Source organism: Rhodanobacter ginsenosidimutans, from assembly GCF_042655685.1.
Classification (GTDB): domain Bacteria; phylum Pseudomonadota; class Gammaproteobacteria; order Xanthomonadales; family Rhodanobacteraceae; genus Rhodanobacter; species Rhodanobacter ginsenosidimutans.
The window spans coordinates 2,064,154-2,090,185 of sequence record NZ_JBHSMM010000001.1 but is presented as its reverse complement, the minus strand read 5'-3'; the positions used below and the strand labels follow the sequence as shown (position 1 = coordinate 2,090,185).

Here is a 26,032-nt window from a genome sequence, read left to right as displayed (position 1 = left end):
TCAGAGCAGCTCCGCAAGCAGCGAGGCCGTCACGCACCATCCAACGATGGCGAGTGCCGGCCAGCGGGCCCAGGCGAACAGGGCAAAGGCGCTCAACGCGACGATGGCATCCAGCGGGCGCTGTACGGCACCGGTCCACACCGGGTTGTACAGCGCGGCGGCGAGCAGGCCGACCACGGCGGCGTTGACGCCGGCCAGCACGCGCGCGGCATCGTTGCGCGCGGCCAGTGCCTGCCAGAACGGCAATGCCGCGGAAACCAGCAGCAATCCCGGCAGGAAGATCGCCAGCAGACAGACGGCGGCGCCCAGTGCGCCGCTGTGCCCGATGCCGATGCGCTCGCCCAGAAACGCCGCCAGGCTGAACATCGGGCCGGGTACCGCCTGGGCGGCACCGTAGCCGGCGAGGAAGCTGTTTCCATCGAGCCAGCCGGGATCGACCACGGTCTGTTTCAGCAGGGGCAGCACCACGTGGCCGCCGCCGAAGACCAGCGCACCTGTGCGATAGAAACCGGCGGTAATCCGGGCCCACGCCGGTGCTTCGGACCACGGCAACAGCGACAGAAGCAGCAGCGTGGCGAACACGGCCAGCAGCACGATGCCGCTGCGCCGTCCATGCCGCAGCGTCAGCGGCTGACCCGGATGCGCCGTCACCGAGCGGCACAGCCACGGGCCCAGCAGCGCGCCCAGCGCGATCACGATCAATTGCAACCATGCGTTGCCGCCGACTGTCACCAGCAAGGCGGCGAACACGGCGAGCAGCAGGCGCGGCAAGTCTGGCGTGAGCCGGCGCGCCATGCCGAGCAAACCCTGGGCGACCACCGCCACGGCGACCAGTTTCAAGCCGTGGATCGCCGCCTGGCCCGGCGCGCCGGACCAATGCGCGCTCAGCGCGGCGAAGGCAAACATCAACAGGGCCGAGGGCAGCGTGAAGCCGACAAAGGCGGCAACCCCGCCCCAGCCACCGGCTCGCAGCAGGCCGATGGAAAAGCCCAGCTGGCTGCTCGCCGGCCCCGGCAGGAACTGGCACAACGCCAGCATCTGGCCGAAACGCTCGTCATCCAGCCAGCGTCGCCGTTCGACAAATTCGCGATGGAAATAGCCCAAATGGGCGATCGGTCCGCCGAACGAAGTCATGCCCAGCCTGAGAAACGCACTCAGCACTTCCCGGGCAGAGCCGGCCGGCGCGGATGCATCGCTCATGCGCAGTCGAACAGCGCCATGAAGCCGAAGTCCATGTGTAATTGCATGTGACAGTGGAACAACGACAACCCGCGCTGGTCGGCGGTGAAATCGACATCCATGCTCTGGTAGCCACCCAGCATCACCACGTCCTTGACCACGCCCGCGACGGGCTGGCCGGCGATGCGGGTGATCTCGAAGCTGTGCCGGTGCAGGTGCATCGGGTGGATGTCGTCGCTGGCGTTGTGCATGCGCAGCCGATAGCGCTTGCCGTACTGCAGGCGGAACCTCGGCTGCATCGCGCGCATGTCGAACGGCTGGCCGTTGATGGTCCACTGGTTGAAACCATGGAGCGCCGCGTTGCGCTTGGCGAATGTCAGCTCGATGGTCTCGTCGGGAGTGGCTGGTGGTGGCGCATCCGGCGAGGCGAAGCGGCGGTAGTCCCACCAGAACGGCGGCGGCTTGATCCACTGCGGCTTGCCGCCGTGGCCGGCGTACTCGACCACGATGCCCATGCCGCGGTTGCGATCGTCATCGGCGAGGTCGCCGAGTATCCACACGCCCGGATGCGTCATCTCGACGATGGCTGAAATGCGTTCGGCGGTGCCCAGCCACAACACCGGCACCGTGGCCGGGTGCGGCACCGGATTGCCATCCAGCGCCACCACCGTGAACGCGTGACCGGGCAGGGCGAGGCTGCGGATCTCGGTGGCGCTGCCGTTGATGATGTGCAGCAACACGCGCTCGCCGGCGCGTACGCGGATCGGCTCGCCATGGCCGAGCATGCGGCCGTTGATCGAGAACGACTGGTAGCCCACCTCATACCCGTGCGCGGAGCCACCGGCCAGCGACGCCTTCATCGCTGTTTCGCCGCGCTGCTGCAAGATCGGGTCGCGCTTGTCGGGCTGCAGGAAATCCATCGCCATGTCGCCGCCCTTGCTGAAGAACGGATCGAACTCCTTCAGCGTCAGGAACACCTCGCGGTCCCAGGCGCCGGACTCGTGCGGCGGCTCGATGTATACGGGGCCGACCAGGCCGTTGTACTGGCCCAGGTCGAGATCGGTACCGGCGCGCACATGCGTGTGATAGAAGCGCAGCCCCGCCGGACCGGGTACGAAGGCAATCCGGCGCATGCCGTGGGCCGGAATGTACGGCGTGCCTTCCTCGGCCGCGCCATCCACCGCGGCGGGCAGGAATTGCCCGTGCCAGTGCAGTTGCTCGGGCGTGTCGGTGTCGTTGTGGATGTCCACCACCACCGGCTGGCCCTGCTTCAGTCGCAGCAGCGGCCCGGGAAACTGGCCGTTGTAGGTGCGGGTGGGAACGATGTGGTCCGGCGCCAGTTCCACCAGGCTGCGGCCGATGCGCAGCGTGTGGTCGGCGGGGCGAAGTGGTTCAGCTGGTTGCATTGTCAGCGCGTCGTCGGCGTGGAGCAGGCCGGGCGCGGTGCCGGCCAAGGTCAGTCCACCCAGTTTCAGGAACGCCCGGCGGTCGATCGGCATGGCGGACTCCATTCGGAGATAAGCGCGGCCAGTGTAGTGCGTAGGGCGGCGAGGGCGGTGCCTCCTCTGGTATTCTTGCGCGCTTGCCTCCCACCAAGATTTCACGATGATCGAGACCAATCCCATCCATGCGCAGATCGCGGACCTCCGGGACCGGGTCGAGTCGCTTAGGGGGTATCTTTGACTACGCTACAAAAAGCGAACGTCTGGAAGAAGTAACCCGCGAGCTGGAAAGCCCCACCGTGTGGGACGACCCGGCCCGCGCGCAGGAACTGGGCCGCGAGCGCGCCCGCCTGCACACCATCGTCGACGGCATCGACACGCTCACCGCCGGGCTCACCGACGCTGGTGAATTGCTGGAAATGGCCATCGCCGACGAGGACGACGAGACGGCGCAATCGGTCATCACCGATCTGGCGCGGCTCGAGAGCCAGGTCGGCAAGCTGGAATTCCAGCGCATGTTCTCCGGCAAGATGGATGCGATGAATGCGTTCGTCGATATCCAGGCCGGCGCCGGCGGTACCGAGGCGCAGGACTGGGCCGAGATGCTGCTGCGCATGTACCTGCGCTGGTGCGAAAACCGCGGCTGGAAAACCGAGCTGATGGAAGTCTCCGGCGGCGACGTGGCTGGCGTGAAGTCCGCCACCTTCCGCGTCGAGGGCGACTACGCCTACGGCTGGCTGAAGACCGAGATCGGCGTGCACCGCCTGGTGCGCAAGTCTCCGTTCGATTCGGACAACCGCCGCCATACCAGTTTCACCTCGGTGTTCGTGTCGCCCGAAGTCGATGACGACATCGACATCGACATCAACCCGGCGGACCTGCGAACGGACGTCTATCGCTCCTCCGGCGCGGGCGGCCAGCACGTCAACAAGACCGAATCGGCCGTGCGCATCACGCACATCCCCACCAATACCGTGGTCGCCTGCCAGACCGGCCGCAGCCAGCACGCCAACCGCGATACCGCGATGAAGATGCTGGCCGCGAAGCTGTACGAACTGGAAGTGCAGAAGCGCAATGTCGAGAAAGATGCGCTGGAAGCGACCAAGTCGGACATCGGCTGGGGCAGCCAGATCCGCAACTACGTGCTGGACCAGAGCCGCATCAAGGACCTGCGCACCGGCATCGAACGCACCGATACACAGAAAGTGCTCGACGGCGACCTGGACGAATTCATCGAGGCAAGCTTGAAATCGGGCCTCGAAGCCGGCTCCAAACGCAGTGACGCCTGAGTGCCAACGTGTGGGTTCCCCGTATTTGCCCGAATGGGAGTGAAGCCATGAACCGCAAGAAGAACGGCATCCTGCTGGCGATGTGCGCCGGCCTTGCCATGTTCGGCATGACCGCCCACGCGGGCCAGGAAAGCTTCGGCCAGAGCGTCAAGCAGGGCGCGAAATCGGCCGGCCATGGCATCGCCGACGGCGCCCGCGACGTCGGGCACGCCAGCGCCCGCGTGGGCAAGAAAATCGGTCACGGTGCGAAAGAGGCTGGCGTGGGCATCGGCCATGGCGCCAAAGACGCGGGCGTGGCCGTGGGGCACGGTGCGCGCGACGGCTGGAACGCCACCACGCATGCGGTCAAAAAGGTTTTCAGCAAGGGCGACTGACGCGCGCGAGCCGTCATCCGACAACAGTCATCGACAACCAGCCACGCGCCCATCGCGGCGGCTGCCCGGAGCAACAGAGTTTCCATGAGCGCATCGACCGACACCCCGATCACCGACGACAGCAAGCCTGACGAAAGCAGGCCTGACGAAAACAGGCTTATCGCCGAGCGTCGCGAAAAATTGAAGGCGTTGCGCGCGCAGGGCATCGCGTTCCCCAACGATTTCCGGGTGGACAGCTTTGCCGGCGACCTGCAGACCGAGTACGCCGACAAGGACGTCCATACGGCCGAAGCGATCGACGCCCTCGCGCGACGGGTGAAGGTGGCCGGACGCATCCTGCTCAAGCGCGGGCAGGGCAAGGTCAGCTTCGTGCAGATGCAGGACCAGACCGGCCGCATCCAGTTGTTCGTGCACCAGGGCACGCTGGGCGAGGCCTACGAAGCGTTCAAGGGTTGGGACGTGGGCGACATCGTGGGCGCCGAAGGCCTGCTGATGCGCACCAAGACCGGCGAGCTTTCCGTGCGGGTGGATCAGCTGCGCCTGCTGACCAAGAGCCTGCGTCCGCTGCCGGACAAATTCCACGGCCTGGCCGACGTGGAGCAGCGCTACCGCCAGCGCTACGTCGACCTGATCGTCACCGAGGAAGCGCGCCGCACCTTCATCCTGCGCTCGAAGATCATCGGCAGCATGCGCCAGTGGCTGGAAGCGCCCACGCGCCGCTTCATGGAAGTGGAAACGCCGATGATGCACATGATCCCCGGCGGTGCCACCGCGCGGCCGTTCACCACGCATCACAACGCGCTGGATCTGGAGCTGTACCTGCGCGTGGCGCCGGAGCTTTACCTGAAGCGCCTCGTCGTCGGCGGCTTCGATCGCGTCTACGAGATCAACCGCAACTTCCGCAACGAGGGCGTGTCGACCCGGCACAACCCCGAGTTCACCATGCTGGAGCTGTACCAGGCCTACGCCACCTACCACGACATCATGGACCTCACCGAAGGCCTGATCCGCGACATCGCGCAGACCGTGCTGGGCACCACCGCACTGACCTGGGACGGCGCCGACATCGACGTCGGCCCCGCGTTCCGCCGCTGGCGCATGGAAGACGCGGTGCTGGAACTCAACTCCGGGATCAAGCGCGAGGAGCTGCGCGACCGCGAGGCGATGGCGGCGCACGCGAAGCGCGTCGGCGTGCAGGTCAAGCCCGGTTACGGCTGGGGCAAACTGCTGCTGGAAATCTTCGAGAAGACCGTCGAGCACACCCTGATCCAGCCCACCTTCATCACCGACCACCCGGTCGAGGTGTCACCGCTGGCGCGCGAGAGCGACACCGACAAGGGCATCACCGACCGCTTCGAGCTGTTCGTCAACGGCAAGGAACTGGCGAATGGCTTCTCCGAGTTGAACGACCCGGAAGACCAGGCCGCCCGCTTCCAGGCCCAGGTCGACGCCAAGGACGCCGGCGACGACGAAGCCATGCACTTCGATGCCGACTACATCCGCGCACTGGAAGTCGGCCTGCCGCCCACCGGCGGCCTGGGCATCGGCATCGATCGGCTGGTGATGCTGCTGACCGATTCGGCCTCGATCCGCGACGTGCTGCTGTTCCCCTATATGCGCCCCGAGGCCTGACATCGCGCGTGTGTAGGAGCCCACCCTGTGGGCGATGCTTTTAATTCAAGCGTGACGAAAAGCGATCGCCCACAGGGTGGGCTCCTACGCGGAGCGGCCTCGACCTCATCAACCTCAAATGGAGTTCGCCATGTGGTACGCCATCGTCGGCACTGACAATCCCGAATCACTGGCGGGACGCAAGTCTGCGCGCCCGGCCCATATCGCCCGGTTGAAGCAGTTGCAGGACGAAGGCCGCTTGCTGCTGGCCGGCCCGTTTCCCGCCATAGATTCGCCCGAGCCGGGCCCGGCCGGTTTCAGTGGCAGCCTGATCGTGGCCGAGTTCGCCTCGCTGGCGCAGGCGCAGGAATGGGCGGGCGCTGATCCGTACATCGCTGCCGGTGTCTATCGCGAAACCTCGGTCAAGCCGTTCCTCAAGGCGCTGCCGGCAGCATGAACGGGTCGCCGGTCATGGCGCAGATCCGCGCGCGGCTGGATGCGGCCTTTGCACCGACGGCGCTGGAAATCATCGACGAAGGCCACAAGCACGCCGGCCACGCGGGCGAGGGCAAGGGGCATTTCCACGTACGGATCGTCAGTGCCGCCTTTGCCGGCCAACTGCCGTTGAAGCGTCACCGGATGATCTATGCGGCGCTTGAAGGATTGATGGACAACGGCATTCATGCGCTGTCGATCGATGCAAAGACTGAATAAACAAATATATAGAATCTATACTTGAAGCTGTTTGGCACGCCGGAATGCATTGCGGCCACGGCCACCGTTTGGCACAGTGCCCTGTCGCCCGCTGCCATGGGCACCACCCGATGATCCACCGATGACCGCATGCGCCTGAGCACCATCAAACTCGCCGGTTTCAAGTCCTTCGTGGACCCGACCACCCTGCACCTGCCCAGCAACATGATCGGCGTGGTCGGCCCCAACGGCTGCGGCAAATCCAACATCATCGACGCGATCCGCTGGGTGATGGGCGAAAGCGCGGCCAGCCGCCTGCGCGGCGATTCGCTGACCGACGTGATCTTCTCCGGCTCCAACTCGCGCAAGCCGGTGGGGCAGGCCACGGTCGAGCTGATCTTCGACAATGCCGATGGCACCATCCAGGGCGAATACGGCCAGTACGCCGAGATCTCGGTGAAGCGCCAGGTCACCCGCGACGGCCAATCCTCCTATTACCTCAACGGCTCACGCTGCCGCCGGCGCGACATCACCGACCTGTTCCTGGGCACGGGCTTAGGCCCCCGTAGCTACTCGATCATCGAGCAGGGCATGATCAGCCAGATCATCGAGGCGCACCCGGAAGAGCTGCGCACTCATCTGGAGGAAGCAGCCGGCATCTCCAAATACAAGGAGCGCCGCAAGGAAACCGAAAGCCGCATCAAGGCTACCCGCGAAAACCTCGACCGCGTGCGCGACGTACGCGACGAGGTGGACAAGCAGCTCGAACACCTGAACCGCCAGGCCCGTGCCGCCGAGCGCTGGAAGGCGTTGAAGGAAGAGCAGACGCGCAAGGAAGCCGAGCTGCGCGCGCTGGAATACCGCGGCCTGAAAAGCCAGCACGAGGGCGAAGGCGCGGGCCTGTCCGCCGCCGAGATCGAGATCGAGAAGCAGCTGGCCGGCCAGCGCGAGATCGAGGCGCAACTGGAAACCGTGCGCGAGCGTCACACCGATGCCAGTGAGCATCTGAACGCGGTGCAGGCCGACGTCTACAAGGTCGGCGCCGAGATCGCCCGCGTCGAGCAGCAGGTGCACCACAACCGCGAAACCGCCGAGCGCCTGCAGCGCGCCCAGGGCGAGGCCGAGCGCGAACACGCCGAACTGGCGGCCCACATCGCCACCGACCGCGAACAGATTGAAACCCTGCGCATGGCGCTGGCCGAGGGCGAACCAAAACTCGAAGCCCTGCAGCAGATGCAGGACGAAACCGCCGAAGCCCAGCGCAGCACCGAGGCGAAACTGGGCGACTGGCAGCAGCGTTGGGACAGCCATACGCGCAGCGCCGGCGAATCCAACCGCGCCGCCGAAGTGGAGCGCACCAAACTCAATTACCTGGACCGCCAGGCGGTCGACCTGTCGCGCCGTCGCGAGGCGCTGGAAACCGAGCAGAAAGCCACCGACGTGGCCGCGCTGGACGCCGCCGGCGAGCAGCTGCATACCGAGCACGACACCCAGCGCGAACGCGTGGAAACGCTGGGCAGCCTGCTCGACCAGCACAAGACCAGCCACGAAAAGGTGCAGGAGGAAGAGCGCCAGCTGCAGTCCGCCCTGAACGAGGCGCGCCAGCAACTGCAATCCGCCCGCGGTCGTCACGCCTCGCTGGAAGCGCTGCAGAATGCCGCGTTGGGCCAGGAAGAAAGCGCGGCCAGCGGCTGGCTGGCGCGGCTGGGTCTGGACAAGGCGCGCCGCCTTGGCGCCGCGTTGCAAGTGGACAACGGCTGGGAATCGGCCGTCGAAACCGTGCTGGCCGGCTTGCTGGACGGCGTGCTGGTGGATGATCCGCTGGGCCTGGTCTCCGAATTCGACAGCCTGGGCGAAGCCGACCTGGCGCTGCTCAATGCCGTCGACGGCGGGCAGGGCGCCAATGGCACGCTGGCGGCCCGCGTGCGCGGCCCCGCCGCGGCCCTGCAATTGCTGTCCAACGTACAGACGGCCGAAACCCTGGACGAAGCGTGCAACCGTGTGGGCGCGCTGGCACCGCAGCAGTCCATCATCACCCGCGACGGCGATTGGCTGGCGCCGCAATGGGCGCGCGTGCGCCGCGCGCAGGGCAACCAGGTGGGCGTGCTGGCGCGCGAGCGCGACCTGCGCCTGCTCACCGAGCAGATCGCGCTGCTGGAAGGCCAGCTGGAAGAAGCCGCTGGCCAGCTCGATGACCTGCGCACGCGCAAGTTCGAAGCCGAGCGCGCCCGCGACGACGCCCAGCGCGAGCTGTACAACGCGCACCGTCGCCAGTCCGAATTGGCCGGCCAGCTGCAGAGCCACCGCGGCAAGCTGGAAGCCGCCCGCGCCCGCGCCGACAAGGTCAGCGGCGAACTGAACGACCTGGCAGCGCAGATCGACGAGCTGCAAAGCCAGACCCGCGACGCCCGCGCCCGGCTGGACGAATCGGTCGGCCTGATGGGCGACATGGAAGACCAGCGCCGCGAACTGGAAAACGAACGCCGGGCGCTGCTTGAAGCACGCGAGGAAGCGCGCATGAACGCGCGCGAAGCGGCCGACCAGTCGCACTCGCTGGCCCTGTCACTGGAATCCAAGCGCTCATCGCTGGCCTCGCTGGATCAGTCGCTGAGCCGCATGGATGCGCAACTGCGCCAGATCGAATCGCGCCGCGACCAGATCAACGAGCAACTGGCGGCCGGCTCCGACCCGATCGCCGAACTCGAGGCCGAGCGCCAGACCTACCTCGACCAGCGCCTGCTGGTGGACAAGCAATTGGTGGAAGCCCGCCGCGCGCTGGAGGAATGCGACATCGCGTTCCGCCAACTGGAGCAGCAACGCCACCTGGCCGAACAAGGCCTGGCCGCGTTGCGCGAAAGCCTGTCCGAGAAGCGCCTCGCCGCGCAGGCGCTGCACTTGCGCGCCGAACAACTGGCGCAGGCGATCGCCGAGTCCGGCCTGGAGCTGGAAACCCTGCTGGCCGAACTGGCCGAGGATATCGACGCCAACCAGTGGCGCGCGCAGCTCACCGATATCGGCCACAAGATCGCCCGGCTGGAGCCGGTCAACCTGGCCGCGATCCAGGAACATGCCGAGCAGAGCGAGCGCAAGACCTACCTCGACAACCAGCTCGCCGACCTGGTCAGCGCGATGGAGACGCTGGAGGGTGCGATCAAGAAGATCGACCGCGAAACCCGCCAGCGCTTCAAGGAAACCTTCGACAAGGTCAACGCCGGCGTGCAGGAGCTGTTCCCGCGCCTGTTCGGCGGCGGTCACGCGTACCTGGAACTCACCGGCGACGACCTGCTCAACACCGGCGTGTCGATCATGGCGCGCCCGCCGGGCAAACGGCCGTCCAACATCTCGCTGCTCTCCGGCGGCGAGAAGGCGCTCACCGCGGTGGCGCTGGTGTTCTCCATCTTCGGCCTGAACCCCGCGCCGTTCTGCCTGCTCGACGAGGTGGATGCGCCGCTGGACGAGGCCAACGTGGGCCGCTTCTCCTCGATGGTGCGCGAGATGAGCGAGAAGGTGCAGTTCATCTTCATCAGCCACAACAAGGCCACCATGGAAGCGGCATCGCAGTTGTGCGGTGTGACCATGCGCGAGCCGGGCGTTTCGCGCCTGGTGCAGGTCGATCTGGCCGAAGCAGCTAAACTGGCGGGGGCCGCCTGAGGACACATCATGATGACGCTGCAACCCGTGCTCGCCTTTGCCTGGAATCCCGCCGTCGGCATTCCCATGCTGATCGTGGGCCTGATCGTGCTGGCGCTGATCTGGCTGTTCGGCCAGCCGAAGAAGGAGCCCGGCGCGCGTCGCGCGTCCAGCCATCCGAATCCCGGCGAACGGCGCGAGCCCAGCCTGGCCGACGATGCCGCCTTCGATCCCGCGTTCAACATCTCCGGCCCGCGCGGTTCGGGCGCGCAGCAGGGCGAACTCGATATCGGCCTGCGCGAGGAGCTCGAACGGCTGGGCGCCACGTTGTCCGGCGAACGCAACTCCGCCCCGCCGGTGTCGAAACCGCAGCCGAAACTGGCCGACCACGTGGCATCCATCGTCGATGTGCTGCGCGCGCCCAGCCCGCGCGACGAATCCGCGGCAGCGGAGCCGGTCGTCGAAGCTTCCATCACACCCGCACCCGCAGCACCGGTTGCCAGTGCACCCGTGCCGCCGCCAGCCGCCGCTGCACCGCCACCGCGCTCCGAGTTGGGCAAGCGCCCGGCCCAGTTCCCGGTGGAGCGTATCGTGACGCTGTTCGTGGTGGCCCGCGACGGCGGCCATTTCAACGGCTCCGACCTGGTGGTTGCCGCTGAAAAGGCCGGTCTCGAATACGGCGACATGGGCATCTATCACCGCCTGGTGGACGGCAAGCGCGAGCTGGGGCCGATCTTCAGCGTCGCCAACATGCTGAAGCCGGGCAATTTCGACCTGGCCCGACTCGACAACCTGCGCACCCTGGGTGTGAGCTTCTTCATGACCCTGCCGGCGCCGCTCTCCGCACTCGACGCGTGGGACGCCATGCTGCCCACCGCACAACGACTGGCCGAACTGCTCGATGGCCAGGTGCTGGACGAGGAACGCAACGCACTCGGCCGCCAGCGCGTCGCCCACATCCGCGACGAACTGCGCGGATGGGATCGCGAACACGAAGGCCAGGAAATCATCTTCGGCCGCTGAGCACGTACAACCCGTTGTAGGAGCGCACCCTGTGCGCGATGCTCTTGCCCCCCGTCTCCGGAAACATCTGCGGGAGCGACTTCAGTCGCGATGCCTTTTCAGCCTTGATGCATTGACGTCTGTAGGAGCGACTTCAGTCGCGACGCTTTTGCGCTCGAATGCAGCCTTGGAGCAAGAGCTTTCATCTGTCTGCCTACGGCAGCGAGCCACCGTGGACTCGCCCGCGTCACAGCCTCGTCGCCCCTGCCTCACTGCCGCTCGCACAGCGGCCCCAGCCGTTCCCTCTGAGCGCGGGCCCGAGTCGAAGGGACACTCCTGTGCACTTGACCCTAGACCTTGATCAATGGTCTAGACTGTGTGTCATGAACATCCAACCCGCTTCCCTGACCATCGGTGCCGTCGCCAAACGCGTCGGTGTGGCGATCGACACGATCCGTTATTACGAGCGCGAAGGGCTGTTGCCTGAGCCGCAGCGGCGGGCGTCCGGGTATCGCAGTTACGACGAGGGCGCGATCGCGCAGTTGCGCTTTATCCGGCGGGCCAAGGATCTGGGTTTTACGCTGGAGGAGATCCGCGAGCTGCTGGCGTTGTCGGCGGATCGCCAGCGGGGCGTGAAAGCGGTGAAGCGGCGGGCACAGCAGCGGTTGGCTGCGATCGAGCAACGCATTGTCGAGCTGCAGCGCGTGCGCGACGGCCTGGCGCAACTGGTGGCCTCGTGCCCGGGACACGGCAAACCGGAGGATTGCCCGATCCTGCGTGCGTTGGCCGATGACGAGGTGAAGGCATGAGTGCGTCGTGTTGTGGTGGCGCAGCGGCTGCTGCGGAGAAGGATCCGGTCTGCGGCATGACCGTCGACCCGGCGACGGCCAAACACCACGCCGAGCACGAGGGCCACACTTACTACTTCTGCGCAGCCCGTTGCCGCGAGAAGTTCATGGCCGATCCGTCGGCGTATCTGGAAGAGAAAGTGGCTCCCGTGGCGGCGCCCGCGGGCACGATCTACACCTGTCCGATGCATCCGGAAGTGCAGCAGGTCGGCCCGGGTGAATGCCCCAAGTGCGGCATGGCGCTGGAGCCGATGATGCCGAGCCTGGACGAAGACGACGCGGGCGAACTGGACGGCATGGCGCGGCGGTTCTGGATGCTGCTGGCGCTGACCCTGCCCGTGTTTGTCGTGGCGATGGGGCCGCATCTGTTCGGCTGGCACCTGCCGTCGCCGTGGAGTGGCATCACGGCTTGGGTCGAGGCCGTGCTGGCGACGGTGGTGGTGCTGTGGGGTGGGGCGCCGTTCTTCCGGCGCGGGTGGCATTCGCTGAAGCCGTGGCAGCCGAACATGTACACGCTGATCGCGCTGGGTACCGGCGTGGCGTGGGTCTACAGCGCCGTGGCGTTTCTGTGGCCCGGTCTGTTTCCGGCCGGTTTCCGCGACGCGCACGGCCGGGTGGCGGTGTATTTCGAATCCGCGGCGGTAATCGTCACCCTGGTGACCCTGGGCGATTTCCTGGAGCTGCGTGCACGGCGGCGCACGGGGGCAGCGTTGAAGGCCTTGCTGGGATTGGCGCCGAAAAGCGCGCGACGGATTGCCAGCGACGGCGGCGAAAGCGACGTGCCGCTGGACGCGCTCAAGGTGGGCGACGTGCTGCGCGTGCGTCCTGGCGAGAAAGTGCCGGTGGACGGCGTGGTGCTGGAGGGCGAAAGCCACGTCGACGAATCCATGCTCACCGGCGAGCCGATGCCGGTGGTCAAGGCGGCGGGCGATCCGCTGGTCGGCGGCACCGTCAATCAGGATGGCGGCCTGACGATGCGCGCGCAGCGGATCGGCAGCGAAACCATGCTGGCGCAAATCGTGACGCTGGTGGCGCAGGCGCAGCGCAGCAAGGCGCCGTTGCAGCGCGTGGCGGATCGCGTGGCGGCGTGGTTCGTACCGGCGGTGGTGGCGGTCGCGGCGCTGGCGTTTGTCGCCTGGGCGGCCTTCGGGCCCGCGCCGGCATTGACCCATGCGCTGATCGCGGCGGTGTCCGTGTTGATCATTGCGTGCCCTTGCGCGCTGGGGCTCGCCACGCCGATCTCGATCATGGTGGCCAGCGGCCGCGGTGCGCAGCACGGCGTGCTGTTCAAGGACGCCGGCGCCATCGAGACCCTGCGCGATATCGACACGCTGGTGGTGGACAAGACCGGCACCCTGACCCTGGGCAAGCCCGTGCTGACCGAACTGGTGAGTCTGGCGGGGCGGTCGCGCGAACAACTGTTGGCGATGGCAGCGGCGCTGGAGCGTCCCAGCGAACATCCGCTGGCGCGGGCGATTGTGACCGCGGCAGACGGCGAGAACGCGCCGGCGCTCAAGGTCACGGATTTCCGCTCGCTGACCGGCCGTGGCGTCAGCGCCGTGGTCGCCGGGGCCGACTTGTCGGCGGTCGGTCATGCCGCTGCGCTCGGCAACGCAAAACTCATGAGCGAGTTGCGCATCACGGTGGACGAACGTGCGATGGTTCGCGCCGAGACACTGCGTGCCGTCGGTGCCACCGTGATGTTTCTGGCCATCGAAGGCGAGCTCACCGCCTTGCTGGCGGTGGCCGATCGCATCAAGCCCGACACGCCAGCGGCAATCAACGCGTTGCACGCCGCCGGCTTGCACCTGGTCATGCTGACCGGTGACAGCGCCACCACCGCGCGGAAGGTGGCGCGCGAGCTGGGGATCGATGAGGTTCACGCCGAGGTTTCGCCGGCCCGCAAGGCGGAAGTGGTGAATGCATTGCGTGCCGAAGGTCGCCGCGTGGCGATGGCTGGTGACGGCATCAACGACGCGCCCGCGCTGGCGGCGGCCGACATCGGCATCGCCATGGGTAGCGGCACCGACGTGGCGATGGAGAGTGCCGGCGTCACGCTGGTGAAGGGCGAACTGAGTGCGATCGTGCGGGCCCGTGCGCTGTCGCAGGCCACTGTGCGCAATATCCACCAGAACCTGTTTTTCGCCTTCATCTACAACGCCGTCGGCGTGCCCGTGGCGGCGGGCGTGCTGTATCCATGGTTCGGTATCGTGTTGTCACCGATGTTCGCGGCGCTGGCCATGAGCTTGAGTTCGGTATCGGTGGTGAGCAACGCGTTGCGGTTGAGGCGAACGGCGTTGTAATCGGTGGATACCCGTGTATTGAACGCGTGAAGGCGTCTTCATGTCGTGCAGTCGCGAGCGCAACAAGGGGCGGATTAGGTTCTGCGGCGCGGGCGCGGTGTCATGGTTTTGCCGTGGAACGTGAGCTGTGACTATCGTGATTGCCGCGCTCGCACCTTCTTGCACCGAGGAACTCCCATGAAAATATTGATCGTTGCAGGGTTGGTCGTTGCGTCCACGGTGGCGCTGTCGGCGTGCGGCAAGCACGACGACACCGCGAACAACTCCGACACGGTGCCCAGCACCGCGACTACGGCTTATCCACCGACCACACCGGCGGCTCCCGCGCCGGTGCCGATGCCGCCGGCAACCGCATCGTCAGCCCCGACCTATCCACCGCCGGCGACCACCGCAGGCATGGATAACACCCAGCCGCCGACGGCGCGAACCCGCCCGTAAGGCGCACGTTTCGCAACGGATTTGCACGGCGAAGCGAGGCCTGCGCGGACCGCGCTTCGCCTGGCTGCATGTTGGCGTTAGGATCATCCGATCTTCATGCTCGCGGTGCGGACGCTCGCGGGCTGTCACTCAGGAGCAACCATGTCAGACCTCTCGCGTTTCCCGATCGCCAGCCGCTGGCCGGCGCAACATCCCGATCGGATTCAGCTGTATTCGCTGAACACGCCCAATGGCGTAAAGGCGTCCATCATGCTGGAGGAGACAGGCCTGCCGTACGAGCCGCACCTGGTCGACATCACCCGCAACGAAAGCCACACGCCGGAGTTTCTTTCGCTGAACCCCAACGGCAAGATTCCCGCGATCATCGACCCCGATGGCCCGCGCGGCGAGCCACTGGCATTGTTCGAGTCCGGCGCCATCCTGATGTATCTGGCCGACAAGACGGGCAAGTTCATTTCCACCGACCCGGCCCAGCGCTGGCACACGATCCAGTGGGTGTTCTTCCAGATGGCGTCGATCGGCCCGATGTTCGGCCAGGTGGGTTTCTTCAACAAGTTTGCCGGCAAGGAGTATGCCGACAAGCGCCCGCTGCAGCGTTACGTGGATGAGTCCAGGCGCCTGCTCGGTGTGCTGAATGGACGTCTGGACGGCCGTGACTGGATCATGGGCGACGATTACAGCATTGCCGACATCGCCACCGTGGGCTGGGTCAACAACCTGATCACCTTCTACGAGGCGCGCGAGCTGGTCGGTTACGACGCGTTTGCCAGCGTGGGGCGCTGGCTCAATCGGGCGCTGGAACGCCCCGCGGTGCAGCGCGGCCTGAAGATTCCCAGCCGCGGCTGATGGACACCCGTCGGCGGGGCAGTGCCGACACTTGAGTGGCCGCGTCACGGGTTGTCAAACGGATGGTGGTGCCACCACCGTCGTGCATCCGCTCAACTCAGCGGCTGGACTGGGGATGCGGATGCTACGTCGGGGCGACCATGTCCGCACCGCCGGGCAGCTCGCAGGCAGGGTGTCCGCAATGACAGCCGTCAGGCTGATCCGACACCGGTGATTCGACCCGCTTGCGGCAGTGTTCACTGCAATAAGCCTCACCGAGCGGAACGCTGCAATGGCAAGCCGGGTGGGCGCATTGGTGGTTGGCGTTTGCGTTCATCGAGGTGTCCTTGTCATGGTCATGGTGGTGCCGGTGAGCCTGCGGTATTCCCATGGCCTTTGGGGCGGGGCAGGGCGTCGGCCAGATTGCGCAGTGTTCACCGACTGCCCGCAGGCCGGCGCGCTGGTGCGGCGTAACCCGTTGGCGTCATGCGAGCAGAACCCATCGGGCAGTAACAACGCGTGACCTTTTCGTCGAGCAGGCGGCTACATCTGCCAATCGCGGCTCAGGCGTTCCTCCCCGACGCCGCACGGACGATGCGCCGTTGGCGCCATGCCAATAACGGTGGTGTGGAGATGCCATGGACGATGATGCTGAGCACGACGATCGTGATGGCGAAATCCGCCACCAGGGCGGCGGCTTTGCCCTCGATTCCGTGGGCGAGTGCGAATGCCAGGTAGTTCAGGCTGCCAATACCGCGCACGCCAAGCCAGCCAATCAACAACCGACGTGTCCGCGGCAGGCCGCTGCCGATGGTGGCCAGGTAAACGGACAGTGGTCGCACGCCGACAAACAGGACCAGCGCCAACACCGCGCCTTGCGCATGCCAGTAGCGGGCGAAAGCGGCGCCAAGCAAGACGACCAGCCCTGCGGCCATCAGCCGCTCCAGGGTCGCGCCGAAGGAGAGTGCATCCGACATCACCATGCCGGCAGACGTGGCCGGCTCGCTGATCTCGTCCGGCCCCACCCGGTTGGGGTTGATGAGCATCTCGGCAGGTGGGTGCTCGCGTGGCGCCCGGTCGCGATCGAAGCGTGGATGCGGATGTTGCGCGACCACGCGTATTTCGGCGTGGCGCAATCCCAGCCCCGCTGCGAAGGCCGCCAGGAAACTGGACGCAGACAACGCCTGGGCGGCGGCGTAGGCCAGCGCCATCAACCCCACCGCCAGAAAATCGCTGGGGCTGGTGTCCCGGCTGGTGGACTTCAAACGCACGCCGAGCAAGCCGATGGCCCAGCCCAGTGCAAAGCCGACACCCAATCCACCCAGCAGCGGCCAGCCGAAATCGCGCCAAGCCCACGAGCCGAGATCCGTTGTGGAATGCGGACCGTCCAGCAACAGTAGTGCCAGCATCAGGAAGGGTAGTGCGGTGCCGTCGTTCAATCCCGCTTCGCCGGACAACGCCAGGCGCATGGCGTCCCTGTCGCGGGCGTCGTCCACGGCCACCATGCTGGCGAGCACGGGATCCGTAGGCGCGGCAATGGCGCCCAGCAGAAGCGCCAGCGGCCACGGCACGGCGAACATGCAATGGGCCATCACGCATACGCCAAGAACCGTCAGCACCATGGCCGGCAATGCCAGCCGCGCCGCCGTGCGCCACATGGCACCCTTGAAGCCCACCCGCAACTTCAAACCCGCCAGAAAGAGTGACACCACCAGCGCAACTTCGGTCAGCTGTGCCGTGAGCACCGCATGGCCGGCGAAATCCACGTCCAGCAGATCAAGCACCCATGGCCCGGTGATAACGCCCGCCAGCAGGTAAAGGCTGAATGACGTCACTGGCAAACGACGGATCCAGCCAGAAGCCAGGGACATCAGCAACAGCAAGCCGCCAATCAACGCAGACCATGCAGTAAAGCCCATCGGGGATCCTTGCGTGCTGGCGTGCTGCACTACCTCAGGCAGTCGAAAGGCCATCCGCCGAGGGCTTCTGCTGCCCGACGCGCGGGCAGGCCATCGGCGGCTTGCGGCCGCTGACCTCGGCAGTTCGCGGGTCAGTGCGGGGTCGAGACGCGTTCAGCCACCTGTTGTTTCAACGAGCGGGCGTCGGTTGCCTCCAGGTCAGCCTGTGCCACGATGCCGCAAATCGCACCATTCGCGTCGACGATGGGCACCCGGCGAATGCGATGCCTGGCCATCAGCTGGGCACACTCCTCCAGCGTGGCGTCGTCGCGAACCGTCTGCGCCGGCGCGGTCATGCAGCTGTCGACCGTATCGTTCTGCGCATTGCCGCCTACGGCCACGCAGCGCAGCACGATGTCGCGGTCGGTGATCACACCGATCGGGCGCATCTCGCCGTCGGTGACAGGGATCTCGCCCACATCCTGTTCCAGCATCAGCCGGGCGGCATGGGCCAGCGGGGCGTCGGCGGAACACACGCGCGGACGCGGCGTCATGATGCTCTGAACGTTCATGCTTTCTCCTGGCTGCTTCGCAAAAGGCGCGGGTCGCTCGACCACGTCGTGTCTGGCGAGACTGCACGGGGCCCGTTCAACAAAAGGTGTGCGAAGTGTCAAAGCAACCGGCCGATGATCAACGAGGTACCGCTCGCCCGAGATGTGTCGCTGCGTTCTCATCGCGCTGACGTGCTGGAGCGGATGCTTTCGGCTCACCGAACCGGCGCGACCACCATGGGTGACAACGAACACGGGCATCCGCGCACCAACCATCGTGACGAAGGTGCCAGCGCGCGCACCGACGTCGACATGCCAAAGCCATCAAGCCCGTCAGACGGCAAGCAGGCGAGCGCGCAGGAATTGGCAAGCAGGCAGAGTTCGGGCGATGGACAACAGGGCACCGGCGGCATCGCCAGCGGCGAAGCGACCAGCACGCCCAGCCAACGAGGTAGCCAACCGCATCTCGGTAGCCAGCCCGGCCACGCCGGTAACGCGCCAGGTGGGAGCGGTGAGAACGAGGGCGCCAACGAAGATCGCGTCGGCATTCCCTCCGGGCCTGACGAGATCGACGCCGTCGGGGGCGCACGCAAACGCTGATCGAGGATGTTACGGCCTTCTTGCGGCCACGCATCCAGGCCACGGCCATGAAGCACCGCGCGGACGACCGCCAGGTCCACGCCCGGCGGTCGTCGTGCTGCGAAGGGCTACGTCAACCGTCGCCCATGCCCTGGACCGGCTCCGGTGCGCTGCCGGCTTTCACCCGGGCTTCGATCCGCTGGCCGATATCGCTGTCGACGTGTTTCCAGTAATCGAACGCGCGCTCCAGCACGGGGCTGCGCACGCCGGCTAGCAGGCTGCCGGCCACCTGTTCCACGAACTGCGTGCGTTGGGCGTCATTCCACACATCGCGAACCATCGTGCCTGCCTGGCCGAAGTCATCGTCTTCCGCATGCAAGGTGTAGGCGCTGCGGGTCATCTCGCCATCGACCTCCCAGCCATCGGCCACCGGGCCGGTCTGGTCGGACCAGCTGTGGCCACCGCTGTTGGGTGCGTACACCGGCGCGTTGCCCTGGTGCTGATACGCCATCTGGCCGTCGAACATATAGGTGTTCACCGGCACCTTGGGCTGGTTTACCGGCAGTTGGTGGAAGTTGGTGCCGATGCGGTTGCGCTGCGCGTCGGCGTAGGCAAACGCGCGGCCCAGCAGCATCTTGTCCGGCGACAAGCCGATGCCTGGCACCGTGTTGCCGGGGGAGAACGCCGCCTGCTCGATTTGCGCGAAAAAGTTTTCCGGGTTGCGGTTCAACGTTATCGTGCCGACCTTGATCAGCGGGTAATCCTTGTGCGGCCATACCTTGGTCAGGTCGAACGGATTGAAGCGGTAGTTTTTTGCCTCGGCATACGGCATTACCTGCACCGAGAGATCCCACGCGGGGTGCTCGCCGCGGGCGATGGCTTCGAACAGGTCGCGGCGGTGGAAATCCGAGTCCGCCCCGGCCATCGCGGCGGCTTCGGCATTGTTGAAAAACGCCATGCCCTGGCGGGTGTGGAAGTGGTACTTCACCCAGAACTTCTCGCCAGTGGCGTTGATCCACATGTACGTGTGCGAGCCGTAACCGTTCATGTGCCGCCATGTGCGCGGCAGGCCGCGTTCGCCCATGACGTAGGTGACCTGATGCGCGGTTTCCGGGTTGGACGTCCAGAAATCCCACTGCATGTGGTTGTCGCGCAGGCCGGAATCCGGCAGCCGCTTCTGGCTGCGGATGAAATGCGGAAACTTGATCGGGTCGCGCAGGAAGAATACCGGCGTGTTGTTGCCGACCAGGTCGTAGTTGCCCTCGTCGGTATAGAACTTCAGCGAGAAGCCGCGCACGTCGCGCCAGGTATCCGGGCTGCCCGATTCGCCGGCAACGGTGGAGAAGCGCGCCAGCATGTCGGTCTGCGCGCCTTTCCGGAACAGCGCCGCGCGGGTGTAGCGCGAGACATCCTCGGTGATTTCCAGCACGCCGAACGCGCCCGCACCCTTGGCATGCGGTTGCCGTTCGGGAACCTTCTCGCGGTTGAAGTGGGCCAGCTGCTCCAGCAGGTGCACGTCATGCAGCAGGATGGGGCCGTTGGGCCCCAGGGTCAGCGAGTTGCGATCACTGATCGCGGGTGCGCCCGTGCCGGTGGTCGAGCCGGCGGCGGACGAATCATTCCGGGGCGGGTTGCTGGAACTGCTCATGAGTCGCTCCTGGGTCAGTGGGCTTGCCAGTGTGCTCGCCCGATCGTTCGGGTTGTGTCATCAGATCATCGTGCCGCAGACGCCATCACACCAGTAGCCGTGTGAGGCGGCCATTGCACGTTAGGATGATGGCAGGCGCGCAAGCCATGGCGCACAACCAGGGGCAGGTTGCCCCTGCCGAAACGGCGCAGCGGTTTGCCGGCCTTCCCTCAACCACAGGAGATCGCCCATGTCCCGCACCGAAAGCAGCTTTACCACCCGTTCCGGGCACGTGCTGAGCGGCACCGTGGTGCAGCCGGTGGGGCCGGTTCGCGCAGTGGCGTTGTTCGCGCACTGCTTCACCTGCACCCGCGCCAGCCTGGCTGCGGTCAGGATCACCGATGAGCTGGCACGTCTCGGCATTGCCACCTTGCGCTTCGACTTCACCGGGCTGGGATCGAGCGAGGGCGATTTCGCCAGTGTGGGTTTTCCCGGTGACGTGGATGACCTGGTCGACGCGGCCGAGCACCTGGCCGCCACCATCGGTGCGCCGCAGTTGCTGATCGGCCACAGCCTGGGTGGCGCGGCGGTGCTCGCGGCGGCCGCACGCATTCCATCGGCGCGCGCGGTGGCCACCATCGGCGCGCCGTCCGATGTCAGCCATGTGCTGGACAGCATCGACGGCGACCTGCAGGCGATCGAGGCACAGGGCAGCGGCGAAGTGTCCATTGCCGGCCGCCGCTTTCCGTTGAGCGCCGCTTTCGTGCGTTCGGCGCGCGAAGCCGACGTGCTCGCCGCCGTGAAGCAATTGCATCACCCCATCCTGATCGCCCACGCGCCGGGCGATACCGTGGTCAGCATCGACCACGCGCGCCGGTTGTTCGAAGCGGCCCGACACCCCAAGACCTTCCTCAGTCTCGATCAGGCCGGCCACCTGTTGTCGAAAGAGGCCGACGCACGCTACGCGGCGCGCATGATCGCCTGCTGGGCCGACCGCTTCCTCGAAACGGTGCCGGCTGCGGAAGCACTCGAACCGGGCACGGTACGCGTCGCCAACAACGCCTCCGGCCTTGCCGTGGCGATCGATGCGCGCCATCACCAGCTGATCGCGGACGAACCGCGCGAACTCGGCGGCGACGACGCTGGCCCCACACCTTACGATCTGTTGCTGGCCTCACTCGGCGCCTGCACCGCGATGACCCTGCGGATGGTGGCCGGCCGCGAATCGATCCCGCTGGACGAGGTCGAGGTGACGCTTTCGCATCAACGCAACCACGCCAAGGACTGCGATCACTGCGAGCAGGACGATGCGCGCGTGCAGGCCATCTACCGCCGCCTGAAACTGACCGGCAACCTCACCCCCGCACAACGCGACCGCCTGCTCGCCGTCGCCGAAAGATGCCCGGTCCACCGCACGCTCACCGGCAGTCTGCATATCCACGACGAGCTGTTGCCGGGCTGAGGTATCCGGGCATCAACGGCAGGCGCAGGTGAGGGGCGTGCCCGCCGATCGGGCCGCCAGGTGCTGTAGGTGCATACGTATGCACTGTGTGCGTCAGTTCCTGGAACGCACAGCTTGGCGCAGAGCTACCTGACAACTCTGTCAGGGAAGGCTGACATCGACCCTTTTGCCGTTGGTGCACTCTTGCGTCTGTCCTGCAGTTTTGGCGACAGGCCTGCGATCCACGGCATCCGTTGACCGAGGCATTCTTTCGACTCAAACCGAGGCACCTGTCGATGACCGTCCTGTTCGCGATCCGGGAAGATGAGGCTGGCATGTGGCGCATCCATCGCGGGCAGGTCTGCGTGATGAATCGCCTCACCCTGGCGCGAGCCATCACCGAGGCCCGCAAGCTGGCACGGGATCATCACTGGCTGACCGGCTTGACCGCTTCCGTGGATCTGGTCAGCCCGGAAGTTACGACCCGCCTGGGACACTACGCGCACCCCAATGCAGAATCCGACGACGCAGCCGTGGCCTAGGCTTTTGTCCTCGAACGCGCCGACTCGCTGGAGTCACCGCGTGTAACGGCAAGGGGTTTCGGGTTTGGGGTAGGGCGCTACCGCGCGGAGCTGCGACGGAAGGGGCGGTTGGTGGGTATCCGCTTTAGGATGTGACATCCCATCCACGGACCTTCCTCCATGCCCGTACGGCTTTCCTCGACCGGCCTGGTGCTGGATGGCCAGCAGCCGATGCAGAACCTGCTGCGTTTCCTCGACGCCGTCATGCGCGGCATCGGCCAGGTCATGCTGCAGAACAACAGCTACACCGGCTTGCTGTTTCTGCTCGGCATCTTCTGCAACTCGGCGCTGTTTGGCTGCGCGGTGCTGGTCGGCACGGTCGTGAGCACGCTCACCGCCATCCTGCTCGGCGCGAAACCGACGCTGGTGCGCGATGGCATGTTCGGATTCAACGGTGCGCTGGTGGCGATCGCCGTGATCTATTTCCTGCAGCCGGATGCGCTGACCTGGGCTTACGTGATCCTGGCCGCCGCCTGCACCACGGTGCTGATGGCGGCGATGCTGCGCCTGTTCGACGTCTGGAAGATGCCTGTACTCACCGCGCCATTCGTCTTTACCGCGCTGTGCTTCCTGTTGGCGTGCGCTCGCTTTGGCCGATTGCAATCGACCCATGTGTTGCCCACCGCGGGCCTGCCCAAGGCGGCAGCCATCGTCGAGGGCATCGTGACCACCTCGACGGTGCTGGAAGGCCTGTTCAACGGCATCGCGCAGGTGTTCTTCCAGGGCAGCGTGATCACCGGCGTGCTGTTCGCCATCGGCTTGCTGATCAGTTCGCGCCGGGTGTTCATCATCGCCTTGCTGGGCTCCCTGACCGGCCTGCTGGTGGCCTGGGGCATGGGTGCGGCCGAACCGGCCATCCGCTCCGGCGCGTTCGGTTTCAACAGCGTGCTGACCGCGATCGCGCTGGGCGGCGTGTTCTTCGTGCTGGACAAGGCCTCGACCGCCTACACCTTGCTGGCCACCATCGCCACGGCAATCGTGTTCGCCGCCGTCTCCGCCGCGCTGGAACCGCTGGGCATGCCCGCGCTGACGCTGCCATTCGTGCTGGTGGTGTGGCTGTTCGTCCTCGCCGGCCCGATGTTTCCGGGGCTGCGGTTGGCGGGGAATGCGTGAGGCCATTGCGTTGGGGATACCGGTTTTCCGCTGGCTCCACGAAAGAAGAAAAGGGCGTCACGGTGGCGGAGCCTTGATAACGAGCGGGTGAGCTGGTGCGTTGTGACGGTGACCAGCGTTCCAGTTATCGCTAGAACAGCCGTAGTTGCCTACGGGACAACTCAGCCTGTTCCCATTCGGACATCTGTATCACATGGCGCAGCACGTGCTCGGCGATCCGGCCGCGGCGTATCGTGCCGCCAGGTGCGATCAACCATTGTTGCCGGACCCGCCAGCCCGGCCATTGGCCGGTGAAGTCGTGTCGGCCGTCCACCTTGTCGAGCTGCCATTGGAGTATGTCCTTCAAGGGGATACGTCGACCGTTCGGCAGCACCAGGGCATCAGCGTCCAAACGCCAGTTGGCTTCATTCCATCGTCCACGCATGGCAATGTTTCCCCATTTTAGGTCGAGGTGTGGCTGCAGGTGGCCTGGCTTCTCCACATCATTGAATTTCGCATAATGTATATTATGTCAAATTATGAACATGGCCTCCCAGACGCCTCAGCCAGCGCAGCGGCCGGAAATGGGCGTTTTGCTGGATCGATGCCCTGCTTGCGGGCGACGTTCTATTTCGTTGTGCCGTTTCGCGTCTGCGCTGTTCCAACTTTTGTTGGATGCCGTTGGCAAGCCCAATCCGTGCAGCTGGATCGTTTCCCGGCCACGATCCGGACAAATCAGAAATCGAAATCGATGCCGACGAAACCGGTCGTGCCGATTGCCGGGAAGCCGATGTCGTCCATGTACTTCCTGTCGGTGACGTTCTCGACGCTGAGGTTGATGGCCAGTTGCGGGTTGATGCGGTAGTTCACGCGGGCATTCAGGCGGTCGTATTCGGGCATGGTTTCGTTGACGACGTCGCCGCTGTAGCGGCTGGCTTCGAAGCGGTGGCCGGTCCAGAGGTAGTTGAGGTCGAATTGCCAGTGGTCGTTGGGTGCATAAGCGGCGGTGGCGCCGGCCTTGATTCGCGGCCGGCCCAGCAAGGGGCTTTCCGCGTCGATGTCGGTGTAGCTGCCGTGGGCGCCCAAGGTCCATTTCCGGTCGTTGGAGTGCCAGCGGGCGTCGATGTCGACGCCTTTCATTCGGGTGTGGGCGCGGTTGACGTTGCGGAACAGCTCGCTGTCGAAGTCGATCAGGTCCTTGTAGTCGTTCACGAAGTAGCTGAGGTTGAGGACGGTGTTGCTGGCCGTCCATTCGATGCCGGTGTCGCGGGTGGCCGACCGTTCGGGCTGCAAGTCCTTGTTGCCGGTGAGTGGATGGCCCAGGGCGAAGAAGCTTGGCAGCTTGTAGCCGGTGCCGGCGTTGGCGAACCAGCTGACGTTGTCGCTCAGCTGATAGCGGAAACCGCCCTGCACGCTTTGTCGTGTGCCGAAATGGGCATTGCTGTCCGAACGGAGGCTTGCGCCCACGAACAACTTCCCGGTGAGGTAGCTGTTGAGGTTGAGGAAGGCGCTTCGGGTGGAGCGGCTGAGGCGGAAGTCCGTGGGCATCCGCTCGCCGTAGACGAGGTATCCCCTGCTCTCCCCGGCCTCGTGTCTGCCTTCGAAACCGATGTTGGCCCAGGTGCCCTGCTTGTCGCCCAGGGTGTTGATCCACTTGATGTTGGTGCGGGTGAAATCCGTCCGGGCGCCGTTGGGTGGCACGGCGTCGAAAGGGATGATGCCGGGGGAGTCGATGTCCTGATCGCGGTTGAACCATGTCGCGGCGAGTGTGCTGGTCCAGCCGTCGCTGATCGCCCACGCCCATGAGGCGGCCGCGTTCTGGTCGGTGTAGTGGCTTCGATCCAGATCACGGTTGCGCGCAAACAGCGGGCCGCCGCTTTGTTCGGGGAAGGTGGTTTTTTCTCCCTTCGTGTGGCGATAGGTGAAGTCCAGCTGATGCGCGCCGAGAGCCGAGTCGAGTTTTATCAGCGCTTCCCGGTTGTTGGCGCTGCTTCCTTCAATGGGCATGCCGGCGTGCTTGTCCTGCAGTCGCAACACATAGCCGGTGTTGTCCACCGTGCCGGTGCCGCTGAAGCTGCCGGTTCGGTAACCATGCTCGCCGGCGGACAGGGAAAGATGCTGTTGAATGGTCGGCGTGGGTTCGGCGGTGATGATGTGGATGACGCCGGCCAGGGCGTCCGATCCGTAGATGGCGGATTGGGCGCCGCGGATGATCTCCACGCGCTGGATCGAGGCGATGTTGATGTCGTTGACATCGAACGCGCCGCCGCGCGTGTTGGTGGGGTCGTTCATCTCGATGCCATCGACCAGCACCAGGGTGTGATTGGCCTCGGCGCCGCGCAGGCTGATGGTGGTGAGGCCGCCGGGACCGCCTTGCGCCGCGACCCATACGCCGGGTACTTGCCGCAAGGCATCGGCAAGGCTGTGGTTGCTCAGGGCGAGCAGTTGCTGGTGATCGATGACCGTGACGGAGGAGGCGATCTGCTCGGCGGTTACGGGGCTGTAGGTGCCGGTCACGATGACTTCGTCGGTGGCGGCGATGGCCTGGGTGGCCATCAGGCTCACCAGCACCGGCAATAGGCTGAACTTCATGCGTTTACTCGGATGTGGATAGCGGCCACCCGTTCGG

22 protein-coding genes are annotated in these 26,032 nt (G+C 65.8%); 15 read left to right on the top strand and 7 right to left on the bottom strand.

All coding sequences use genetic code 11. From position 1 onward, the window contains the following. Together chrA and ACFPK0_RS09230 are read right to left on the bottom strand one after the other, a co-directional pair. A complete protein-coding gene (chrA, locus tag ACFPK0_RS09235) occupies positions 1 to 1,200 on the bottom strand; it encodes a chromate efflux transporter (RefSeq protein ID WP_377340020.1) in 1,200 nt (399 codons plus the stop codon). Continuing rightward, the gene (locus tag ACFPK0_RS09230; RefSeq protein ID WP_377340017.1) at positions 1,197 to 2,678 is read right to left on the bottom strand and encodes a multicopper oxidase family protein; all 1,482 of its coding nucleotides are present in this window, start codon (positions 2,676 to 2,678) and stop codon (positions 1,197 to 1,199) included. The genes chrA and ACFPK0_RS09230 overlap by 4 nt, the downstream gene beginning before the upstream one ends. Positions 2,679 to 2,784: 106 nt before the next feature. Between ACFPK0_RS09230 and prfB the strand changes: the two genes are divergently transcribed. The 11 genes from prfB (at position 2,785) to ACFPK0_RS09175 (ending at position 15,655) form a co-directional block, all read left to right on the top strand. Beyond that, positions 2,785 to 3,910 (top strand): peptide chain release factor 2 gene (gene prfB / locus ACFPK0_RS09225; RefSeq protein WP_156458319.1). Its coding sequence is split into 2 segments (ribosomal slippage): positions 2,785 to 2,859 and positions 2,861 to 3,910, totalling 1,125 coding nucleotides; the frame shifts between segments, so codons are not numbered across the junction. 47 nt (positions 3,911 to 3,957) lie between these two features. After that, a complete protein-coding gene (locus ACFPK0_RS09220) occupies positions 3,958 to 4,284 on the top strand; it encodes a hypothetical protein (protein ID WP_377340015.1) in 327 nt (108 codons plus the stop codon). An 84-nt stretch (positions 4,285 to 4,368) separates the two neighbouring features. Then, positions 4,369 to 5,916, top strand: a complete 1,548-nt coding sequence (gene lysS, locus ACFPK0_RS09215; RefSeq protein ID WP_377340013.1) for a lysine--tRNA ligase — start codon at positions 4,369 to 4,371, stop codon at positions 5,914 to 5,916. A 130-nt stretch (positions 5,917 to 6,046) separates the two neighbouring features. Then, a complete protein-coding gene (locus ACFPK0_RS09210; protein ID WP_007080751.1) occupies positions 6,047 to 6,352 on the top strand; it encodes a YciI family protein in 306 nt (101 codons plus the stop codon). After that, positions 6,349 to 6,609: a BolA family protein gene (locus ACFPK0_RS09205; RefSeq protein ID WP_377340011.1), complete on the top strand. Its 261-nt coding sequence runs from the start codon at positions 6,349 to 6,351 to the stop codon at positions 6,607 to 6,609. Before ACFPK0_RS09210 ends, ACFPK0_RS09205 begins: the two co-directional genes overlap by 4 nt. 129 nt (positions 6,610 to 6,738) lie before the next feature. Further along, entirely contained in the window at positions 6,739 to 10,239 is a 3,501-nt protein-coding gene (gene smc, locus ACFPK0_RS09200; protein WP_377340009.1) for a chromosome segregation protein SMC, read from the top strand. 12 nt (positions 10,240 to 10,251) lie between these two features. After that, complete coding sequence (gene zipA, locus ACFPK0_RS09195) at positions 10,252 to 11,241, top strand: cell division protein ZipA (RefSeq protein WP_377340310.1); 990 nt, start codon at positions 10,252 to 10,254, stop codon at positions 11,239 to 11,241. Positions 11,242 to 11,603: 362 nt separating this feature from the next. Then, entirely contained in the window at positions 11,604 to 12,029 is a 426-nt protein-coding gene (locus ACFPK0_RS09190) for a MerR family transcriptional regulator (RefSeq protein ID WP_056078875.1), read from the top strand. Next, on the top strand, positions 12,026 to 14,371 hold the full coding sequence (locus ACFPK0_RS09185) for a heavy metal translocating P-type ATPase (protein ID WP_377340006.1): 2,346 nt from the start codon (positions 12,026 to 12,028) through the stop codon (positions 14,369 to 14,371). The genes ACFPK0_RS09190 and ACFPK0_RS09185 overlap by 4 nt, the downstream gene beginning before the upstream one ends. A gap of 177 nt (positions 14,372 to 14,548) precedes the next feature. Then, positions 14,549 to 14,809, top strand: a complete 261-nt coding sequence (locus tag ACFPK0_RS09180; RefSeq protein ID WP_377340004.1) for a hypothetical protein — start codon at positions 14,549 to 14,551, stop codon at positions 14,807 to 14,809. 141 nt (positions 14,810 to 14,950) lie between these two features. Then, positions 14,951 to 15,655 carry a glutathione S-transferase N-terminal domain-containing protein gene (locus tag ACFPK0_RS09175; protein WP_056603408.1) on the top strand — a complete coding sequence of 235 codons (705 nt, stop codon included), beginning with the start codon at positions 14,951 to 14,953 and terminating at the stop codon, positions 15,653 to 15,655. Positions 15,656 to 16,197: 542 nt separating this feature from the next. Here ACFPK0_RS09175 and ACFPK0_RS09170 read toward each other — a convergent pair. Both ACFPK0_RS09170 and ACFPK0_RS09165 read right to left on the bottom strand, forming a co-directional pair. Then, positions 16,198 to 17,553: a cation:proton antiporter domain-containing protein gene (locus tag ACFPK0_RS09170; protein WP_377340002.1), complete on the bottom strand. Its 1,356-nt coding sequence runs from the start codon at positions 17,551 to 17,553 to the stop codon at positions 16,198 to 16,200. A gap of 131 nt (positions 17,554 to 17,684) precedes the next feature. Beyond that, complete coding sequence (locus ACFPK0_RS09165; protein WP_056078886.1) at positions 17,685 to 18,104, bottom strand: CBS domain-containing protein; 420 nt, start codon at positions 18,102 to 18,104, stop codon at positions 17,685 to 17,687. A 114-nt stretch (positions 18,105 to 18,218) separates the two neighbouring features. Here ACFPK0_RS09165 and ACFPK0_RS09160 point away from each other — a divergent pair, with 114 nt between their 5' ends. Next, on the top strand, positions 18,219 to 18,683 hold the full coding sequence (locus ACFPK0_RS09160; protein WP_377339999.1) for a hypothetical protein: 465 nt from the start codon (positions 18,219 to 18,221) through the stop codon (positions 18,681 to 18,683). Between the two features lie 112 nt (positions 18,684 to 18,795). Here ACFPK0_RS09160 and ACFPK0_RS09155 read toward each other — a convergent pair whose 3' ends face one another. Further along, positions 18,796 to 20,310, bottom strand: a complete 1,515-nt coding sequence (locus tag ACFPK0_RS09155) for a catalase (protein WP_377339997.1) — start codon at positions 20,308 to 20,310, stop codon at positions 18,796 to 18,798. A 229-nt stretch (positions 20,311 to 20,539) separates the two neighbouring features. Here ACFPK0_RS09155 and ACFPK0_RS09150 point away from each other — a divergent pair, with 229 nt between their 5' ends. From ACFPK0_RS09150 to ACFPK0_RS09140, 3 genes are all read left to right on the top strand, one after another. Further along, on the top strand, positions 20,540 to 21,751 hold the full coding sequence (locus ACFPK0_RS09150) for a bifunctional alpha/beta hydrolase/OsmC family protein (RefSeq protein WP_377339995.1): 1,212 nt from the start codon (positions 20,540 to 20,542) through the stop codon (positions 21,749 to 21,751). A 275-nt stretch (positions 21,752 to 22,026) separates the two neighbouring features. After that, entirely contained in the window at positions 22,027 to 22,272 is a 246-nt protein-coding gene (locus ACFPK0_RS09145) for a hypothetical protein (protein ID WP_056078896.1), read from the top strand. A gap of 159 nt (positions 22,273 to 22,431) precedes the next feature. Continuing rightward, on the top strand, positions 22,432 to 23,424 hold the full coding sequence (locus ACFPK0_RS09140) for an urea transporter (RefSeq protein WP_377339993.1): 993 nt from the start codon (positions 22,432 to 22,434) through the stop codon (positions 23,422 to 23,424). A gap of 130 nt (positions 23,425 to 23,554) precedes the next feature. Here ACFPK0_RS09140 and ACFPK0_RS09135 read toward each other — a convergent pair whose 3' ends face one another. Continuing rightward, the gene (locus ACFPK0_RS09135; RefSeq protein ID WP_377339991.1) at positions 23,555 to 23,848 is read right to left on the bottom strand and encodes a hypothetical protein; all 294 of its coding nucleotides are present in this window, start codon (positions 23,846 to 23,848) and stop codon (positions 23,555 to 23,557) included. 290 nt (positions 23,849 to 24,138) lie between these two features. Next, positions 24,139 to 25,995 (bottom strand): TonB-dependent receptor plug domain-containing protein, encoded by a 1,857-nt coding sequence (locus ACFPK0_RS09130; RefSeq protein WP_377339989.1) that lies wholly within the window; start codon positions 25,993 to 25,995, stop codon positions 24,139 to 24,141. Between the last annotated feature and the right edge of the window lie 37 nt (positions 25,996 to 26,032).

Excerpts from the sequence above, each read along its gene's own strand:
- chrA (WP_377340020.1), bottom strand. The coding sequence starts at position 1,200 with ATGAGCGATGCATCCGCGCCGGCCGGCTCTGCCCGGGAAGTGCTGAGT.
- ACFPK0_RS09230 (WP_377340017.1), bottom strand. The coding sequence starts at position 2,678 with ATGCCGATCGACCGCCGGGCGTTCCTGAAACTGGGTGGACTGACCTTG.
- ACFPK0_RS09220 (WP_377340015.1), top strand. The coding sequence starts at position 3,958 with ATGAACCGCAAGAAGAACGGCATCCTGCTGGCGATGTGCGCCGGCCTT.
- lysS (WP_377340013.1), top strand. The coding sequence starts at position 4,369 with ATGAGCGCATCGACCGACACCCCGATCACCGACGACAGCAAGCCTGAC.
- ACFPK0_RS09210 (WP_007080751.1), top strand. The coding sequence starts at position 6,047 with ATGTGGTACGCCATCGTCGGCACTGACAATCCCGAATCACTGGCGGGA.
- ACFPK0_RS09205 (WP_377340011.1), top strand. The coding sequence starts at position 6,349 with ATGAACGGGTCGCCGGTCATGGCGCAGATCCGCGCGCGGCTGGATGCG.
- smc (WP_377340009.1), top strand. The coding sequence starts at position 6,739 with ATGCGCCTGAGCACCATCAAACTCGCCGGTTTCAAGTCCTTCGTGGAC.
- zipA (WP_377340310.1), top strand. The coding sequence starts at position 10,252 with ATGACGCTGCAACCCGTGCTCGCCTTTGCCTGGAATCCCGCCGTCGGC.
- ACFPK0_RS09190 (WP_056078875.1), top strand. The coding sequence starts at position 11,604 with ATGAACATCCAACCCGCTTCCCTGACCATCGGTGCCGTCGCCAAACGC.
- ACFPK0_RS09185 (WP_377340006.1), top strand. The coding sequence starts at position 12,026 with ATGAGTGCGTCGTGTTGTGGTGGCGCAGCGGCTGCTGCGGAGAAGGAT.
- ACFPK0_RS09180 (WP_377340004.1), top strand. The coding sequence starts at position 14,549 with ATGAAAATATTGATCGTTGCAGGGTTGGTCGTTGCGTCCACGGTGGCG.
- ACFPK0_RS09175 (WP_056603408.1), top strand. The coding sequence starts at position 14,951 with ATGTCAGACCTCTCGCGTTTCCCGATCGCCAGCCGCTGGCCGGCGCAA.
- ACFPK0_RS09170 (WP_377340002.1), bottom strand. The coding sequence starts at position 17,553 with ATGGGCTTTACTGCATGGTCTGCGTTGATTGGCGGCTTGCTGTTGCTG.
- ACFPK0_RS09165 (WP_056078886.1), bottom strand. The coding sequence starts at position 18,104 with ATGAACGTTCAGAGCATCATGACGCCGCGTCCGCGCGTGTGTTCCGCC.
- ACFPK0_RS09160 (WP_377339999.1), top strand. The coding sequence starts at position 18,219 with ATGATCAACGAGGTACCGCTCGCCCGAGATGTGTCGCTGCGTTCTCAT.
- ACFPK0_RS09155 (WP_377339997.1), bottom strand. The coding sequence starts at position 20,310 with ATGAGCAGTTCCAGCAACCCGCCCCGGAATGATTCGTCCGCCGCCGGC.
- ACFPK0_RS09150 (WP_377339995.1), top strand. The coding sequence starts at position 20,540 with ATGTCCCGCACCGAAAGCAGCTTTACCACCCGTTCCGGGCACGTGCTG.
- ACFPK0_RS09145 (WP_056078896.1), top strand. The coding sequence starts at position 22,027 with ATGACCGTCCTGTTCGCGATCCGGGAAGATGAGGCTGGCATGTGGCGC.
- ACFPK0_RS09140 (WP_377339993.1), top strand. The coding sequence starts at position 22,432 with ATGCCCGTACGGCTTTCCTCGACCGGCCTGGTGCTGGATGGCCAGCAG.
- ACFPK0_RS09135 (WP_377339991.1), bottom strand. The coding sequence starts at position 23,848 with ATGCGTGGACGATGGAATGAAGCCAACTGGCGTTTGGACGCTGATGCC.
- ACFPK0_RS09130 (WP_377339989.1), bottom strand. The coding sequence starts at position 25,995 with ATGAAGTTCAGCCTATTGCCGGTGCTGGTGAGCCTGATGGCCACCCAG.